21 protein-coding genes and 1 tRNA gene are annotated in these 14,179 nt (G+C 65.2%); 5 read left to right on the forward strand and 17 right to left on the reverse strand.

The window, feature by feature from the left end; translation table 11 throughout:
• The 16 genes from FFS56_RS07885 to FFS56_RS07955 all read right to left on the reverse strand — a co-directional run.
• A partial coding sequence (locus tag FFS56_RS07885; RefSeq protein ID WP_212742665.1) for a hypothetical protein occupies positions 1–1,186 on the reverse strand: 1,186 nt, incomplete at its 3' end.
• Entirely contained in the window at positions 1,186–1,686 is a 501-nt protein-coding gene (locus FFS56_RS20665) for a hypothetical protein (protein ID WP_212742666.1), read from the reverse strand. The genes FFS56_RS07885 and FFS56_RS20665, both read right to left, overlap by 1 nt.
• A 1-nt stretch (position 1,687) precedes the next feature.
• Positions 1,688–2,095, reverse strand: coding sequence for a hypothetical protein (locus FFS56_RS07895; RefSeq protein WP_137771896.1), 408 nt, complete (start codon positions 2,093–2,095; stop codon positions 1,688–1,690).
• A 2-nt stretch (positions 2,096–2,097) separates the two neighbouring features.
• A complete protein-coding gene (locus tag FFS56_RS07900) occupies positions 2,098–2,496 on the reverse strand; it encodes a hypothetical protein (protein WP_137771897.1) in 399 nt (132 codons plus the stop codon).
• Complete coding sequence (locus FFS56_RS07905; RefSeq protein ID WP_137771898.1) at positions 2,486–2,902, reverse strand: hypothetical protein; 417 nt, start codon at positions 2,900–2,902, stop codon at positions 2,486–2,488. Before FFS56_RS07905 ends, FFS56_RS07900 begins: the two co-directional genes overlap by 11 nt.
• 2 nt (positions 2,903–2,904) lie before the next feature.
• Positions 2,905–4,617: a hypothetical protein gene (locus FFS56_RS07910; protein ID WP_137771899.1), complete on the reverse strand. Its 1,713-nt coding sequence runs from the start codon at positions 4,615–4,617 to the stop codon at positions 2,905–2,907.
• Positions 4,614–5,675: a hypothetical protein gene (locus FFS56_RS07915; protein WP_137771900.1), complete on the reverse strand. Its 1,062-nt coding sequence runs from the start codon at positions 5,673–5,675 to the stop codon at positions 4,614–4,616. The genes FFS56_RS07910 and FFS56_RS07915 overlap by 4 nt, the downstream gene beginning before the upstream one ends.
• Positions 5,676–5,780: 105 nt before the next feature.
• The gene (locus FFS56_RS07920) at positions 5,781–7,334 is read right to left on the reverse strand and encodes a hypothetical protein (protein ID WP_137771901.1); all 1,554 of its coding nucleotides are present in this window, start codon (positions 7,332–7,334) and stop codon (positions 5,781–5,783) included.
• 84 nt (positions 7,335–7,418) lie between these two features.
• Positions 7,419–7,577, reverse strand: coding sequence for a hypothetical protein (locus FFS56_RS20495; protein WP_171010969.1), 159 nt, complete (start codon positions 7,575–7,577; stop codon positions 7,419–7,421).
• Positions 7,578–7,588: 11 nt separating this feature from the next.
• Positions 7,589–7,915 carry a hypothetical protein gene (locus FFS56_RS07925; protein ID WP_137771902.1) on the reverse strand — a complete coding sequence of 109 codons (327 nt, stop codon included), beginning with the start codon at positions 7,913–7,915 and terminating at the stop codon, positions 7,589–7,591.
• Positions 7,912–8,244 carry a hypothetical protein gene (locus tag FFS56_RS07930; RefSeq protein WP_137771903.1) on the reverse strand — a complete coding sequence of 111 codons (333 nt, stop codon included), beginning with the start codon at positions 8,242–8,244 and terminating at the stop codon, positions 7,912–7,914. Before FFS56_RS07930 ends, FFS56_RS07925 begins: the two co-directional genes overlap by 4 nt.
• A complete protein-coding gene (locus FFS56_RS07935) occupies positions 8,241–9,035 on the reverse strand; it encodes a helix-turn-helix domain-containing protein (RefSeq protein ID WP_137771904.1) in 795 nt (264 codons plus the stop codon). The genes FFS56_RS07930 and FFS56_RS07935 overlap by 4 nt, the downstream gene beginning before the upstream one ends.
• Positions 9,035–9,235 carry a hypothetical protein gene (locus tag FFS56_RS07940; RefSeq protein ID WP_137771905.1) on the reverse strand — a complete coding sequence of 67 codons (201 nt, stop codon included), beginning with the start codon at positions 9,233–9,235 and terminating at the stop codon, positions 9,035–9,037. Before FFS56_RS07940 ends, FFS56_RS07935 begins: the two co-directional genes overlap by 1 nt.
• The gene (locus tag FFS56_RS07945) at positions 9,232–9,654 is read right to left on the reverse strand and encodes a hypothetical protein (protein WP_137771906.1); all 423 of its coding nucleotides are present in this window, start codon (positions 9,652–9,654) and stop codon (positions 9,232–9,234) included. Before FFS56_RS07945 ends, FFS56_RS07940 begins: the two co-directional genes overlap by 4 nt.
• Positions 9,651–10,304, reverse strand: coding sequence for a hypothetical protein (locus FFS56_RS07950; RefSeq protein WP_137771907.1), 654 nt, complete (start codon positions 10,302–10,304; stop codon positions 9,651–9,653). The genes FFS56_RS07945 and FFS56_RS07950 overlap by 4 nt, the downstream gene beginning before the upstream one ends.
• Before the next feature lie 76 nt (positions 10,305–10,380).
• Positions 10,381–10,575: a helix-turn-helix domain-containing protein gene (locus tag FFS56_RS07955; RefSeq protein WP_137771908.1), complete on the reverse strand. Its 195-nt coding sequence runs from the start codon at positions 10,573–10,575 to the stop codon at positions 10,381–10,383.
• A 100-nt stretch (positions 10,576–10,675) separates the two neighbouring features.
• Between FFS56_RS07955 and FFS56_RS07960 the strand changes: the two genes are divergently transcribed.
• The 4 genes from FFS56_RS07960 (at position 10,676) to FFS56_RS07975 (ending at position 13,097) form a co-directional block, all read left to right on the forward strand.
• Positions 10,676–11,377 carry a helix-turn-helix transcriptional regulator gene (locus FFS56_RS07960; RefSeq protein ID WP_212742667.1) on the forward strand — a complete coding sequence of 234 codons (702 nt, stop codon included), beginning with the start codon at positions 10,676–10,678 and terminating at the stop codon, positions 11,375–11,377.
• Positions 11,378–11,465: 88 nt separating this feature from the next.
• The gene (locus FFS56_RS07965; RefSeq protein WP_249352966.1) at positions 11,466–12,434 is read left to right on the forward strand and encodes a site-specific integrase; all 969 of its coding nucleotides are present in this window, start codon (positions 11,466–11,468) and stop codon (positions 12,432–12,434) included.
• A 76-nt stretch (positions 12,435–12,510) separates the two neighbouring features.
• Positions 12,511–12,586, forward strand: a tRNA-Thr gene (locus tag FFS56_RS07970).
• 112 nt (positions 12,587–12,698) lie between these two features.
• On the forward strand, positions 12,699–13,097 hold the full coding sequence (locus FFS56_RS07975) for a VOC family protein (RefSeq protein WP_127012516.1): 399 nt from the start codon (positions 12,699–12,701) through the stop codon (positions 13,095–13,097).
• Between the two features lie 39 nt (positions 13,098–13,136).
• On the opposite strand, the gene FFS56_RS07980 is transcribed toward FFS56_RS07975, so the two are convergent.
• A complete protein-coding gene (locus tag FFS56_RS07980) occupies positions 13,137–13,769 on the reverse strand; it encodes a hypothetical protein (RefSeq protein ID WP_127012515.1) in 633 nt (210 codons plus the stop codon).
• A gap of 115 nt (positions 13,770–13,884) precedes the next feature.
• On the opposite strand from FFS56_RS07980, the gene FFS56_RS07985 reads away from it, so the two are divergent.
• Entirely contained in the window at positions 13,885–14,163 is a 279-nt protein-coding gene (locus FFS56_RS07985; RefSeq protein WP_127012514.1) for a hypothetical protein, read from the forward strand.
• The last annotated feature ends 16 nt before the right edge of the window (positions 14,164–14,179 follow it).

A 14,179-nucleotide genomic window follows, 5' to 3' on the forward strand; every position in this document is an offset into this window, starting at 1 on the left:
GGACGCTGTTGGCCGCATCCCCAACTCGCTGAATGTCGGTCGTCGCCTGCTGCGTCTTGGCGTTCACGGCCACCTCGACATCCCCCGGGAGCTTGAAGATGGTGTTCCCTAGGGCGTCGACTTCACCGGTGGCGGTACCAGCCTCCTGCGCGAGCTTGTACAGGTATTCGGCCTGGGCTTGCGCCGCACGTGCACCCTGATCGAGTCCGTTCTGAATCGACGGGAGCACCGCGTCGAGCTCCTGCAGTCGCCCATGCGTGAGGCCGGAAGCAGCCCCATTCGCGGCGTACGCTTCCGTGAGGCGGTCGAGCTTGTCGCCACCGTCCACGAGAGCGTCGATCACGTCGACTTGATCCCAGCCGGAGGCGACGGTGAGGTCGAGAACCTGCTTGTACTTCTCCTGGTCGCTGGTCCAACTCTCAACCGCGGAGATCTTGTCGGCCGCGTCGAACGCCGCGCCGATCCCGTAGGCGAAGTCGAACGCCGACTGGAGCGCATCCTCCGACACCTCCTTGATCTTGTTGAACTGGTCGACCGCGACACCGAGGCCGGCCGCGACCGCGATTCCCGCGGCGGCGCCAGCTGGGCCGAATCCTGCGAAGGCGTTCGCGGCCACCTCTTGGGCGAGGTCGGCGATCGACTCGAAGGAGCCGTCGAAGCTGGCTGCGGTCTCTCGGGCGGATTGCTGCGCTTCTTCCTTGAAGTCTTTGACGCCCTCCTCGGCCCGTTCCATGCCTCGGCGTGCTTTGTCGCCGGCATCGTCGGCCTTGTCGCCGAGCTCCTTCGTCTCGCGCTGCGCCTTCTTCAGCGCGTCCTCGAGCTTGTCGACGCCCTTCTCGGCCTCGCCGGTGGCGCGCTCACCCTGGCGACCGGTGTCTTTGAAGTCGTCGCCGAGCTTGTCGACCGCGCGTCGGGCTTCATCGGCCGAGACACCCATCTGTTTGAGGGCATCGCGGATCTCGTCATCGCTCTTGCCTGCCTTGCGTGCGGCGTCAGCGAGCTTGTCGGCGAAGCTGGCGACCTGATCGCCGGCCTTGCCGCTCGCCGTACCTGCGCCCCCGACAGCCTCGTCGAGGCGGTCCATCGCGTCGGCAGCGTCTTCGGTCGGCTTGATGACGCCGGACTTGATCCGGTCTTCGAACTGGCGGGTGTCGGCTCCGATGCCGATCTCGTGGACCTTGGCCATCACTTCTTCCCGTCGAAAGCGTCGAGGAGTGCTCGATAGGCGGACTGGATCGCCACCGAGGCGATACGGGGGGTGGCTTCGCGTGCAGCGGGGTAGACGACGTTTCCGCCGCGCCGTGGAGCGCCGAACACGTTCCCGAGACGGCGCTTGTACGGCTTGCCCTTTCGCGAGCGTTGCGTGATCTGCTTGTCCGGGTTCGCGCCGAACTCGGCTCCGAACGCGACGACAGAGGCGGGGGTTCCGCTCGAGAGCTTGCCGACGCCGCCAGAGCGGAGGTAGATGTTCCGAGTCGCGACGCCGACCCGGGCCGTGTTCACGAGCGCCCGCTGTTGCAGGCGGGTCGCGGCACGGTCCCGGGTCTCCTCGGTCCAGATGGGTTCAGCGTTCGCTCGCGTGTGCGCGGTGACGTGCTTACGGGCCTCCGCGGGGACTGCCCGCAGAGCAATGAGCAGATCCCGCAGAGGCGAATCGATCAGAAGACTGATCCGCCCCGAGTGCACGTCAGCCTCCGGCCGGAGGGATGATCGTCGGCTGACCGACGACACCGAGAGCCTGAGACACGCTGTGTCGGCCGGTGTTGCCACCGAAGGGCACGTCCTCCCAACGGATGTTCCCGGAACGACCCTCTCCGCCGTCCTGCGGCGTGTAGGTGAAGGCGATGACCGTGCCGGCCATCTCGGGGGACTTCCGCGACAGGGAGCCGTCTGTGATGTGGTCCTGGTGGAACTCGATGTTGGCGACCCAGGTCGGCTTGCCCGTGATGACCTGCACGTCGCCGGAGATGTCCGGGACAGTCTCTCGCGGGGTCGTGGGGACGAGGCCGAAGGCGGTGACACCGAACTGGGTATCGCCATCGAGGATGATGGTGCCTGCCTGCCCGATGTAGGCCTTGTTCGTGATGTTCGGCATGACTACTGCTCCTTGGATTCGGTGAGAACGATGGTGTGGATGCGCCAGACCCATTGACCCGTGTCGAGTCGCTGCTTCTCGGCGGTGGACCAGTACATGTCGGACTGGGTGTCGATGACCTGGACGAGGGTGAGGGCGAGCTGGTCTACATCGTCCTCACCCTTCTCTTCGGCCGTCATCGGCGAACCGAGGACCAGATCGACGGCTGCTCCGACCTGCCCTGGGCCGAGTGCCTGCCCGTCCGGTGCGGAGTCGAAACGGGTGAACTCGAAGGTCATGAGCGGCGAACGGTACTCGGTGGGCGGTTGCTTGAGGTTCTCCTCGATCGCCCACGTCGTCGGCAGTGACGGGGCGAGGCGCTCTTTCAGCGCTGCCCGTACGCCGGCGATGTCAGAGAACACGAGCGGCTCCTGACTGTGGTCGGATGACCTTCTGGATCTCCTTCGACAGCGGTCGCGGTACGAAGGAGTAGCCGTCAGGGCCAGCCTGGTTGCCGACGATGCGCCCGGCGTTGAACAGGTTCTTGGCCTGCTGCAACTGGGCGAAGACGTACCGAGCGGGGATTCCTGGCACGACTTCGCCCAGCGCGGCCACGACGAGCGAGATCGTGGCCGCGGGGTATCCGAGGACGGTGAGCAGGCGGGTCACCTGCTCGGCGGGCGTCTCGGCCGGGGCATACGCCAGAACGTCGCCGCGAGCGACCTCGAGGAGCATCTCGCAGAGCTCCTCGTCGATGGAGGCCGCGTCGGACCAGGCATCCTCGAGACGATCCCGAGAAGCCTCGTCCGACGCGGTGTACCACTCCATGGTCAGGCGGCCTTGGTCCCGATGAGGACGGTCGCCTCGGGGCGGACGACGAACGTCTCCAGGAATCCGACCGTGGCGCGGTCGACACCGAACTTCGCGACGTTCAGTGCGTCGATCTGGATCGGCGTGGTGCCGAGCTCGCGGAACTCGATCGCGTTCTTCGAGCCGGCCATGACCTGCGGGTCGGTCGTCTTGGTGCCGATGAACGCCGACTGCGGAGCCTTCCGGACGACGACCTTGCCATCCACGTTCGCCTCACCCGTGCCCACACCGACTGCGAGTGAGACGAACTCGGGCAGCAGATCCTTCGGCGTGAAGATGAGCTGCTGCCACAGGACCGGGTTGACGACAGCCCAGGCCGGGTCGTCGTCCGCATCCGTGATGGCCTCGATGGCCTGGATGAGCTGGACCACTCCCGGGTAGTACTGCGAGTTGGCCGGGGTGCCAGCGGGAAGGGAGCCGGGGGCGACAAGACGCGAGAGCGCGGCACCCTCGTCACGGGATGCGACGTGGAACATGGTGGCGAGCGCCTCCAGGTCGGTGACCTTGGCATAGGAGTTCGCCACGCCCTTCCAGAACGACTCCAGCACCTCAGCACCGCCAGAGAGGTACGACCACTCCGCGGCGACGTCGGCCGCATAGCCGAAACGATCGCGCGTGCTGCTGCGCTTCGACGTGGTGGCGGAACCAGTCGGCAGCTCAGTCTTCTCGCCGTTGGTCTTCTGAACCAGGTTCTCGGTGCCGTCGAGGCGGAAGCCTGCGCGGCCACCGATCTCGATGGGACCGAAGGTGTGGTTGTTGAGCGGGAGGTACTTGCGCACGTACTCCTTGCCCTGCCAGAGCTTTCCCACCCATGCGGGCTGAATGACGCCCTCGGCGGGGAGTGCGCCGGCGCCGGTCGTCTTGATGTCAGCGAGTTCGAACAGTGCGGTCTCGTTGTCCTCGACCTGGACGCCGGCCTTCACGGCGGCCATGGTCGAGAAGACGGCGTGGAGATCCACCTCCTGGACAGCGGGTTCGACGACGGGCGTCACGAGCGGAGCGGGGGTCTGGCCCGCGGCAGATGCAGTCATGGTCTCTTCCTTCTTCGGGGTGTCCTCATCCACGGGCGCGGAGTCGGTGATCTTGGTGACGGTGGTCTCACGCTTCGACGTCTCCACGCGACGCCAGCGCACGCCCTCGTCGTCGGTGAACTCGGTCGTGTACTCCGAGCTCGTCGACGACTCCGGGGCGCTGTACTCGTCGGACGAGGGCACCTCCTCGGCGAACTCGGCCGAGACACCGGGAGCGAGGGAGAAGAGGGCGGCGGACTCGAATGCACCCTCGGTGCAGACCGCGGCTCCGGTGAGGCGGGAGCGGACTGCCTTGGCGCCGGCGCGCATGAGTGATCCCAGCTCGGCGGACAGCTTCCGCTTCGTCGGGTTCGCCAGGTAGGCGTCACCCTCGTCGGTGTTGAAGATCGAGAACTCCGCGACCACACCCGCGTCCGTGACCTCGAGCGACGTCGCGCGGCCGATGGGGTTGAAGCGGTCGTGCTCGTCGTTGAGGGTGACGGCGCTGGGGTCGCGGGGGAGTGTGACCGATGCGGCGGAGAACATCACCGGCTCGGTCTTGGAGAGACTGGGCCGGCTGAGTTCTCCGAAGGGGAGCAGTAGCCCCTTGACGGTGCGTGTGTCGGCGACGCGGGAGAAGAGTCCCGCTTCCTGAGTGGTCATTCGGTTACCTCCGTGGAGGTGGCGTTGTCGCCCGCCTCCGGGTCGATGGACAGCGGGGCGGGTACTGCGAAGGCGGAGGCGTCGGCGCGGACCTCTGCACCTTCACCCACGACGACATCAGCGGACAGCGCGGCGGCGATCGCGGTCGCGTACTCGGAGGAGCCGAACGTCCACAGCTCGGACGCCTCGCCGTTCACGTTCTGGTACTGGACGTTGCCGGCGCCGCCGCCTTCCTTCGTGGCGCCCACGAAGTTGAGAGGAACGCCGGTATGCATGGCCAGATCGATGCGCACGGAGTTCTTGGCCTCTTCGAAGAGGTCAAGGGTGCCGGTGGTCCCGCGCTCCTTCACCTCGATGTATGACGGCGTGACGGAGATGGAGGACTTATTGCGGCCCTCCTTGTAGTTCGCGATGAGGGTCTGCTGCTCTTCGCGCTCCATGTTGTCGTACGCGGTGTCGGTGACGTGCAGCTCGGTAGCGGCAGGCGGGCTGTCCAGGCGCGCTTGGCGTGCGATCTCGATCTTGCGGGCCTGCCGAATGGAGTCGATGCCGTCGACCATGACACCAGAGCTACCGAGGGGGACGACGACCGGCCGCATCCGGAACTCCGCGGGTACCTGCTCGTCGATCACGATTCCCTGAGTCTTCTGATCAACGGACCAGAGGTGGCGGGGCACAGTGATCCAGTCGTAGACCAGACCCTCCGTGTCGAGGCGGCACCCGAGGACACCGAAGCCCTCGAAGTACAGCTCTTCGACGAGCTTCTTCACGGCGAGCCATCGGCTCATCCCGGGATAGTCACACGAGCTGACCCAGTACGGCTGATACTCGGCGCGAGCCACAGGGGTGCCTGCGGTGTACTTCTCGAACCGCAGCTTCGTCACGAGTGCCTGGTGTGCTGCGAGTGCGCGACGAACCTCCGGGACTCGTCGGGCAACCGTTCGGTCCACCATCTCGCCGGGGAGCTGACCGAAGTAGTCGGACACGATGGCCTGAGCCAGGTGATCACCCGAGTAGGGAGACGCGAGCATCGGGGCTGCGGACTGAGTCAGTCGCACGCCACCAGTGAGAAACGAGAAGACACCCAAGGCTGATCCGATCTAGGAACCTGGGTCCATCTTATCATTCTGATCAGACAAAGCCGCTTTAGCTGGGCGAAATGATCAGTCAAAGACGATGGCGTTTGCCAGATCGCCGCGCTCGCGTTCGTCGGAGAGCTTGTACGCGGCGAGCGCGATCGCTTCCAGGCCGGAGATATCGAGTTCCTCCTGACCCTTTGGCCGGCCGAGGGACCATCCGGAGCCGTAGTTCCACCCGCGCTTCACCGCGACCTCTGCGGCAGACGTGAGCTCGGGCTGGTCGTAGTGGCGGAGCTTGCCTTCGTTGAGCAGCTTCGTCAGGTTGATCGCGGCTCGAGCGATGTCAGCGGACAGCACTGGTCGTTCGGCAGGGGCGCGGCGGGACTCACGAAGCTGACGCACCTCGACCTCCGTGGCGGCGCTCTTGGAGTCGTAGACGATGTCCCGCTTGTGCTTCTTCCCGAGCTCCAGGAGCCTCTGGGCGAATCCGTTGGTGCCGGTCTGCCAGTGCAGGAGTCCGACGTGAACAGTCTCATTCGGCCCATACCAGGCGGCGCCGACAGAGCCATACGTTCCGTCCGGGTGCACGAACGGCACCATGCAGAACCGAGGCGGGGGAGTGGTCCCCGCTTCGGCGAGAGGGAGCGCCGCTGCCTGCCATTTCGGCTGCGACAGCAGCGCCGTGTTCGAGCCCTCCAACGCGAAGACGGACAGGATCTCGGCGGGGAACTTCTTCCGCATCGCCGGGGTGTCGAAGTCCTCCTTGATGACCTCAAGCGGCGTCGTCCAACCGATGCCCGGATGCACCCGCAAGACATGCTCGCGCACACGCGCCTTCGGGTGCTCCTCGGACGGCTCCCAGTCCTCGAGCTCGTCGGGATCGACATCATCAGGGAGGCCGTGGCTCAGGACCGCCGCTGTCGCGTCCGTGAGCGCATCCCACAGGAGCTGCCCCGAACGGAAGGCGCCCGCGGTCCCAGACAACACGAACTGAGCCTGATGGCGCGTGTGGAGCGTCGGGCGGATCGCGGCGGTCAGGTCTTCGCCAAGCTCAAGCTCAGCCTCACCCGCCTCGTCCACCCACGCAACATCGAACGCGTTCGACCGGAAGCCATCACCCGAAGGGGCGTACACGTCGAAGCTGGACCCGTTGCGGAACAGCAGCCCCTCCGATCCCTTCGACAGGCTGATCTTCACGAACTCCTCGCGCGCCTTCACGTCCGGGTAGAGCCGCTGCAGGGGAGCGGCCACGTCCTTCTTGAACCGCTCGCCCGCCTTCGCTCCTGTCGTCGCCAGCGTCCAGCCCACGAGATAGTCGTCGCGGAGTGCACACCGACCGATCAGCGTCGCTTGAACCGCCGTGGTCTTCGTCGTGCGGCGGGGCTCCAAGATGCCGTTGACTTTGAGGCCGGCTGCGAGCGTGTCCGTGATCGCGAGCTGAATCGGTGTCGGCCCCACGATCTCACCGGCGAAGTTCCGTCGCTGATCGAGTCGAAGCAGACGAGCACCCTCCAGGAACTCTCGGCGGGAGTCCTCAGTGGTGACGAAGCCCGTCGAGTGCAGCGGCTCCGGAATGAGCGAGCGCCGCTCGAGCCACGTCGCCTCATTCTGCAAGTCAGTGAGCGTCGGATGGATCATGGTCGTTACCTATTCGAAATCTCGGGGGGAGGGGCACGTGGTGAGCCGTAGGCGGGGGTTGCTCTGATCTGCTCTAAAAAAGGCTCACAGCGCGATGACGACGGGTTCGCCGTGCTGGTCGTAGTACCAGTACAGCCAGGCCTCGCCGTCACGGTTCGAGTGCATCCACCTGACAGCGAGGCGGTGAGGATTCGTGCACGCGTACTGTCCGCCTGCGTAGGGCACCGTCTCGTTGCATGTCATGGTCACTCCTCTCATGCCCAGGGGATGGGCTTGAACGTGGTCTTGGTGCTGCGCTTGGCGTTGGTGATGGCGGCGCCCATGCGTCCACCGTGTGCACGGTTGCCGACGCACTGGCCTACCTTGGTGCGGTGCTCGGGTGCAGCGTTGTCGATACCTTCGCCGCCGTTGGGGTCGAGGTGTCCGACATCGAACACGACCTTGCCTTCCGCGTTGATGGGCAGTGGGCCGCCGCATCGCCAGCACGCGACCTGCTCACCGCGTGCATGAGCTGCACGTACCTGTGCCCGGATCGTGCGGGTGGTGCGGGACCACTCGGGGCTGGTGTGCTTCGTGCTCATCCGCTCACCGCTGCGGTCACGAGCGCGGGGCTGCACCCTCGTTCGCAGTAGACGTCGGTGATCAGCGTGTGCCCGCATAGGCCGACCGGCCGCGTGGGCCTCTCTGCGGCTAGGCGTCGCATCCGGAAGACGTCGGCACCCTTCCGGATGTGGACGGGCATGAGGTATCCCTCGGAGGTGCGGAAGTGCTCGTTCACTGCGTTCACGGCGTCTTCGTAGTCGATGTCGTCGAGGAGCGGCTCCCAGCCCTGGATGGTGAGTTCGTCGACCTGCTGGTTACTGACGACCTGGATGCGTGCGAGGAGCACGGTGAGCTCTGCGGTGTTCATGCGGTGATCCCCTTCGGGTTGAGTGTGGTGACGTTTCCGAACGTCTGGCGGCGCTGTGCGACGTTCAGGCCGGCTTGCAGGGTCGCCTGCGCCCTTTCGGTCGGGGTGGGCTTGCCGGAGCGCTCACGGCTGTCCTCGAGCTCGTCGTTCCACGAGTCGGCGTTGAGCCAGCTAGCGGGATGCGGGATGTACTTCATCTCGGGCCGACCGGGATTGTCTCGGTAGGCGAGAGCTGCGTCGATGATCTGCTCGGGTGCGGCTCGCTTGATCGCTTTGAGCCATGCGCGGAAGGCGTACGGCTTCTTGACCTTGCGTGGCCATGCGGACCAGAACCGACCGAAGTCGGCCTCGTAGGTATCTATGACCTCTGGCTGATCATGTATGACTAGTTCTTTAGAACTTGCCTTGACACTGTGTCCCCTGAGATCGGATGGCATGTCCCCTGAGATCGGATCGGGTGTCACCTGATCCTCTGTCAGGTGATCCTGTGTCCCCTGACACTGTGTCCCCTGAGATTCGTCCCACGAGGTGTTGATCGTCATCATGTCGGTGTCGCGGTAGCCGTCCTTGCGGCGACGTTCTTCGCGAAGGATGATGCCCTTGGCCTCGAGCGACTTGAACGCGCGGGAGACCGTACGGACATCTCGTCCCGTCATCGATGCGATCACCGAGCGGCCCACGAACGTCGAGCGCGAGTTGTCGTCCGCACGGTGCGCGAGCGCCTGCAGGACTTCCTTCTCGGCGCCCACCAGTGACAGTCCGTAGGCCCACTCGGTGGTCTTGAATCCCACTACTTCTTCTCCTCGCGGAATCGGATGTGCCGTTCGCCGGAGTCGTCGGTCAGGACGGCGACGAGGGTGGCGAGCTTGTTGAAGGTGGCACGGTCCATCCAGAGGCGTGCAGGCTGGCCGTCTTCGTGGTAGTTGATGACGGCCGCGCGCTCCTGTCCGGTGACGTTGCGCGACGCGGCGTTCGCTGTCGGATCCTTCATCGATCCACCCCCTCGACGACGAGGGCATCGATCTTGGCGCTCACCTCGTCGGCTGCGGCCTGGGTGGCGTCGAGCTTTCGGTGCAATGCCTCGAGGCGCTTGAGGTGTGCGCGGATCTCGCGCTTCCGCTGTGCCTGCGCGAGCGGCACCCATTCAGGGGTGCACTCGAGGACGATGACATTCCCGCCCCAGTGGTTAATGAGGGCTGCGCGCTCCATGGCGGCGGAGCGGGAACGGTAGATCCGCTTGGTCGAGGGCCAGAAGAACGGCTTGTACTCGCCCCACTTCTCGTCGCAGAACTCGGCCCAGCCCTCGGGGTCGGCGCGCTGTACGTCTTCGAGCTCGCTTTCAAGGTCGTACGGCTCATCGTTCGTGTCGTCGTAAATCCATGCGACGGTGTACAGGCGGTTGGTGGTCATGCTGCACGCTCCTTGGCGTTGGTGGCTTCCCAGTAGGCCTGGTGGCGGTCCTCGATCGTGTTGGCGTCGAGTCCACACAGCCAGAGGAAGGCGGAGATGATGTCGCCCTCGTGTACGACTTCGTTCATCGGTGAGGTGAGGGTGACGCGGGTGTCGTGGATCGACGCGCGCATGTGCTCACGGCGGGCGAGGTTGCGTATGCGGGATGCCGCTCGGGCGACCTGGTCTCCGCTTGCCGGCCGAGTCTTCGCGGCACTGATGATGATCGCGGATTCATCGTCGGCGAGAACGCAGACGTAGGTACCTCTGTGAATCCACAGGTAGTACGGATTCGCGTACGGTCCCCACCTCTGGTCAGGTTCTTGCCCGACGTAGATCGGCGTGTACCGCACGTCTCGCTTCCATTCGTTGCGGCCGGAGGTGTCGCTGAGCACCTCGCGCATGTCGACGAGGTGCTTACAGGCGAGCTTCGGACCTCCTGCGGGCTGGGAGACTATGTGGGCATCGATCCCATCGGCTCGCCATCCGTCGCGCTCTTCGACGAGGAGTCGGCGCCGTTCGAGCTCGAGGTTCTCCTGTTCCTGAGTGATCGCTTCGAAACGCTCGCGGATGTTTGCGAGAGCTGACGTGGGCGATAGTGTGGTGTTCATCAAGTGGTTCCTTCGGGAATCGGAGACCTCGACGCCCTGGCCGGCATCGGGGTCTTTTTCTTTGCGGGTGGTCATCTCAGGACGCCTCGATCCAGGCGAGGACGTCTTCGCGCCGGTAGCGGACGGCTGAGCCTCCGCCGAGCCGGACGCTCTTCGGTCCTTTGCCTTCTCCCGCCCAGCGGGCAAGCGTCGGCACGGACGTCTGCGTGAACTCGGCGACCTGTCGGCGGGTGGCGAGCTCGGGCAGTTCTCCGAACGCTGTGCGATCCATCTCTCACTCCTTTGTCACGAAAGCTTCTTGCGCCTAAACGATATCAGAACATTGTGACGAGTGGGAACAACTATCAGTTCCTTTCGTTACACTCGGGTCTGTGCAACCGCTGAATATGGATGAGAAGTTCGCCGCCGCCTTCAAGCTGGCTCGGCAGGCGTCAGGCTTGTCGCAGGCTGACGTGGCCAAGCGCATGGCTGACTTTGGCTTCGAGATGAGCCAGCCCGTCATCGGGAAGATTGAGCGCGGCGATCGCAAGGTTTCGATCGGGGAGGGCGAGGCGCTCAGTAGCATTCTTGGAGTGTCGACGAGGACGCTACTCGAAGGTCCGACGACCTGGCGTCTGGAGCGCGGGACCGCGTTCGTTCTCGAGCGGGCAGCGATCCTCATGGAGGACATCGAGCGATTCGAGTCCGCTCAGCAAGCTCTCGCTCAGTCTCTCGGCGATGCCTACCTTGCGCACGCAAGTCACCCTCTATCGCGCTTCGCGCGCAGTGAGGCCGAGCGGGTTCTTGGGATCACACCGGCCGACCTTCTCGACCAGCATGAGAAGGATGCGCAGACCCGAATGGCGGCTCACCGATTTCGCGACTCTTTGACCGATGCGGAATCCGATGAGGAGATTCCGGAGCAGGATCGCCTGCATCCCGACTCCCCGCTCTCCCGCTTGCTGGACGAGCGTGGAGACAAGATGGTCTCGACGATGGATGCCAAGGGTTTCTTTGAGGCTTACGAGGCGATGCGGGTCAACGAGCGGCTAGAGGGAGAACGGGATGTCACGGCCCCGGACTCCGCTGAGTAGCTTTGGGACGATTTCGACTGTTGAGGTCGGCGCCGGAAAGTGGCGTGCCCGGACTCGGTACCGATTCGACGATGGGAAGTTGCGTCAGGTGGAGCGGTTCGCGCCGTCGAAGGCGAAGGCTGAGGAGGCGCTGAAGAAGGCGCTGACGACCATCCAGGCGAGTACGACATCAGAGGTGAAGCGTGAGACGCGGATCCGCGACCTTGGTGAGCGGTTCCTGGTGTCGAAGGCTGATCGGGCGCCGCGCACGGTTGAGACCTACGCGCACAGCGTGCGGAAGGTGATCGTCCCGCGCATCGGTGATCTCGCGGTGACCGAAGCCACCGCTGATCGGCTGCAGCGCACTCTCGACGCGATCGCCGCCGAGAATGGCCCTGGCGAGGCGAAGAAGGCGCGCGCTGTCCTGTCGGGAATGATGGGGCTCGCGGCCCGATCTGACGCGGTGAAGGTCAATCCGGTGCGCGAGCTCGCGCCGATCCAGGCCAAAGCGGTCGGTGCTATCGCGGTTCCCCTCGATGAGCTGCCGGATCTACTCGAGCGTGTCATGTCCGATGACCTGGCGGCGGCGACAGGCCTCGCTGACTTGATCGCCTTCATTGCCGGTACTGGCGTCCGCATCACCGAAGCGATTGGTATGAATGTCGCCGATGTCTCAGGCTCGGTGGCGACGGTGCGCAAGTCCAAGACGAAGGCCGGCGAAAGGCGAATCACGATCCCGTCGACGCTGGCCGAGATGCTCGAGCGAACCTCCGGGTCTCGAGACCCGGAGGTTCCGCTCTTCCCGACGCCCCTCGGGAAGCGTCGCGATCGTCGCAACACTTCGGGCGAGTGGCAAGCGGCACGCGAGCGATTGGGGCTGCCTGACTACACCTTCCATTCGTTCAGGAAGACCGTGGCGACGGCGCTCGATCAGGCGGGTCTCTCGGCACGCGACATTGCCGAGTACCTTGGTCACACGAACCCCTCGCTGACGATGAACACTTACATGAGCAAGACCGTTGGCGGTCGCCGAGCGGCGGACGCTCTAGACTCAGTGATGCACATTCGAACTCATTGAATGCGCGGGGTTTGTGCGGGGTCGGCTACCACCGAACTCGGACAGGCTCAGCAAGATCCGCGGGATTCCGCGGCTCGCCGACTTGGCGCAATTGGTAGCGCACCGTACTTGTAATACGGGGGTTACGGGTTCGAGTCCCGTAGTCGGCTCCACACACGAAGGCCCGCATCCCCTCGGAAACACGGGGGATGCGGGCCTTTGTCGTCGCACTGATCGTGACCCGGCGCGTGGACGAGAGCCCGCCCTTGACAGCAGGATGGGCGCATGACTCTAGACGACTACCCGGTCCGGGCTTCGATCGGCGTGAAGGATATCAAGCGGTCCGCTTCCTTCTACGAAGGCATACTGCGGCTCGTGCCCGCAAGCATCGGCCCGAGCGCCGACATCGAAGGGGGCGCCCGTTTCTACGCGTGCGGGCAGGGCACCATGCTCCACGTCTTCGAGACCCCGACGGCGGGGTCGACGCACTCGACGGTCGCCACTTGGCACGTCGACGACCTCGATGCGATCGTCACAGAGTTGACGGCAGCCGGCGCTGTACTCGTCCGCTATGACGGTTTCGACCAAGACGAACGAGGGATCGGCCCCCGTGCCGGCGGTGGTCGCATCGCTTGGGTGGAAGATCCTGACGGAAACACCCTCGCGTTCGAGACAGATGACTAGGAACGCGTCACCCGTGTCCTCCGCATTCCGGGTCGGAGTTCAGCTGCAGAAGCCGGTTGCGGGAAGCGTGTCCGTGACGGTGATGCCGCGAACGAACGGCTCGGCTTCGGAGACCTCGAAGACCATCCACCGAGGACTCGTACCGACGACGTAGCCGGAGGTCCCCGGCGTCGCGTCGAATGCCCCGTCCGGTTCCGCGGTGGTGAGCTCGTCCAACGTCGATCCCAGGCCGATGCCGCTCTTCGTGAGAGGTGAGGCCGCCACGGGGCCGGACAGGGGGACATCGCCCGGCACGCGAATGGTGATGCCGCTCACGCCGCTCTCTCCGGGGTGACTGATGATCCCGAAGCTGGCCTGTGCGCCCTCCGCCGTCTCGTAGTACTCCAGGTCTTCGCAGTGGTCGGTCAGGGCGAACGTGGGGCTCAGCGCATCGACGATCGACTCCGAACCGAGCTCTGCGCGGCCGATCCCCTGGTCGGTGATGAGCCAGGTCGACGTGTCCGCCGCGTCGAAGCTCGGCGTCGATGACGGGGTCGGGCTCGGGGGAGCGGTCGGAGTGGTCGAGGCTGTCGCAGACGGGGTCGGATCCGCGCTCGGAGCCGAGCATGCGGCGAGGGTGATGGACAGGGCCGCGGCTGCGGCGAGGCTGACGAGCCGAACGGAGTTGCGCATAGGTCGAGCATAGGAGTGCGACAGGGATCGCCCGGGGACCGAGCGCTTCCCGCGAGGGCGTCGTCGGTCGCACGGCCGGCATCGGAACGGAACGCGGGCGTCCTAGGCTGGTCTGATGCTCAAAGGACTGATCCGCCCCGTCGAAGCCCACAGCGTGACCCTCAAGGGCGAAGACCTCGTCGAGGTCCGCGCGCAGCTCACGGCTCAGGCTCCCGAAGGGTGGGACCTGGTGTCGGCCATGGCGACGATGGAGAAGGCCGGGTCGATGCGCTCTGTCGAGGGCAAGTTCCTTCGCCGCGACGGGATTCGCGAGATCGAGGCCGACGACATGGCCGCGCTCGAGGGTCAGGTGCCGGAGGGATGGCAGTTGCTCTCCGTGTGGAAGACGGACTGACCTCTCCCTGCGTGTC

It is taken from the genome of Microbacterium sp. Beta (genome assembly GCF_005502545.1).
GTDB classification, from domain to species: domain Bacteria; phylum Actinomycetota; class Actinomycetes; order Actinomycetales; family Microbacteriaceae; genus Microbacterium; species Microbacterium oxydans.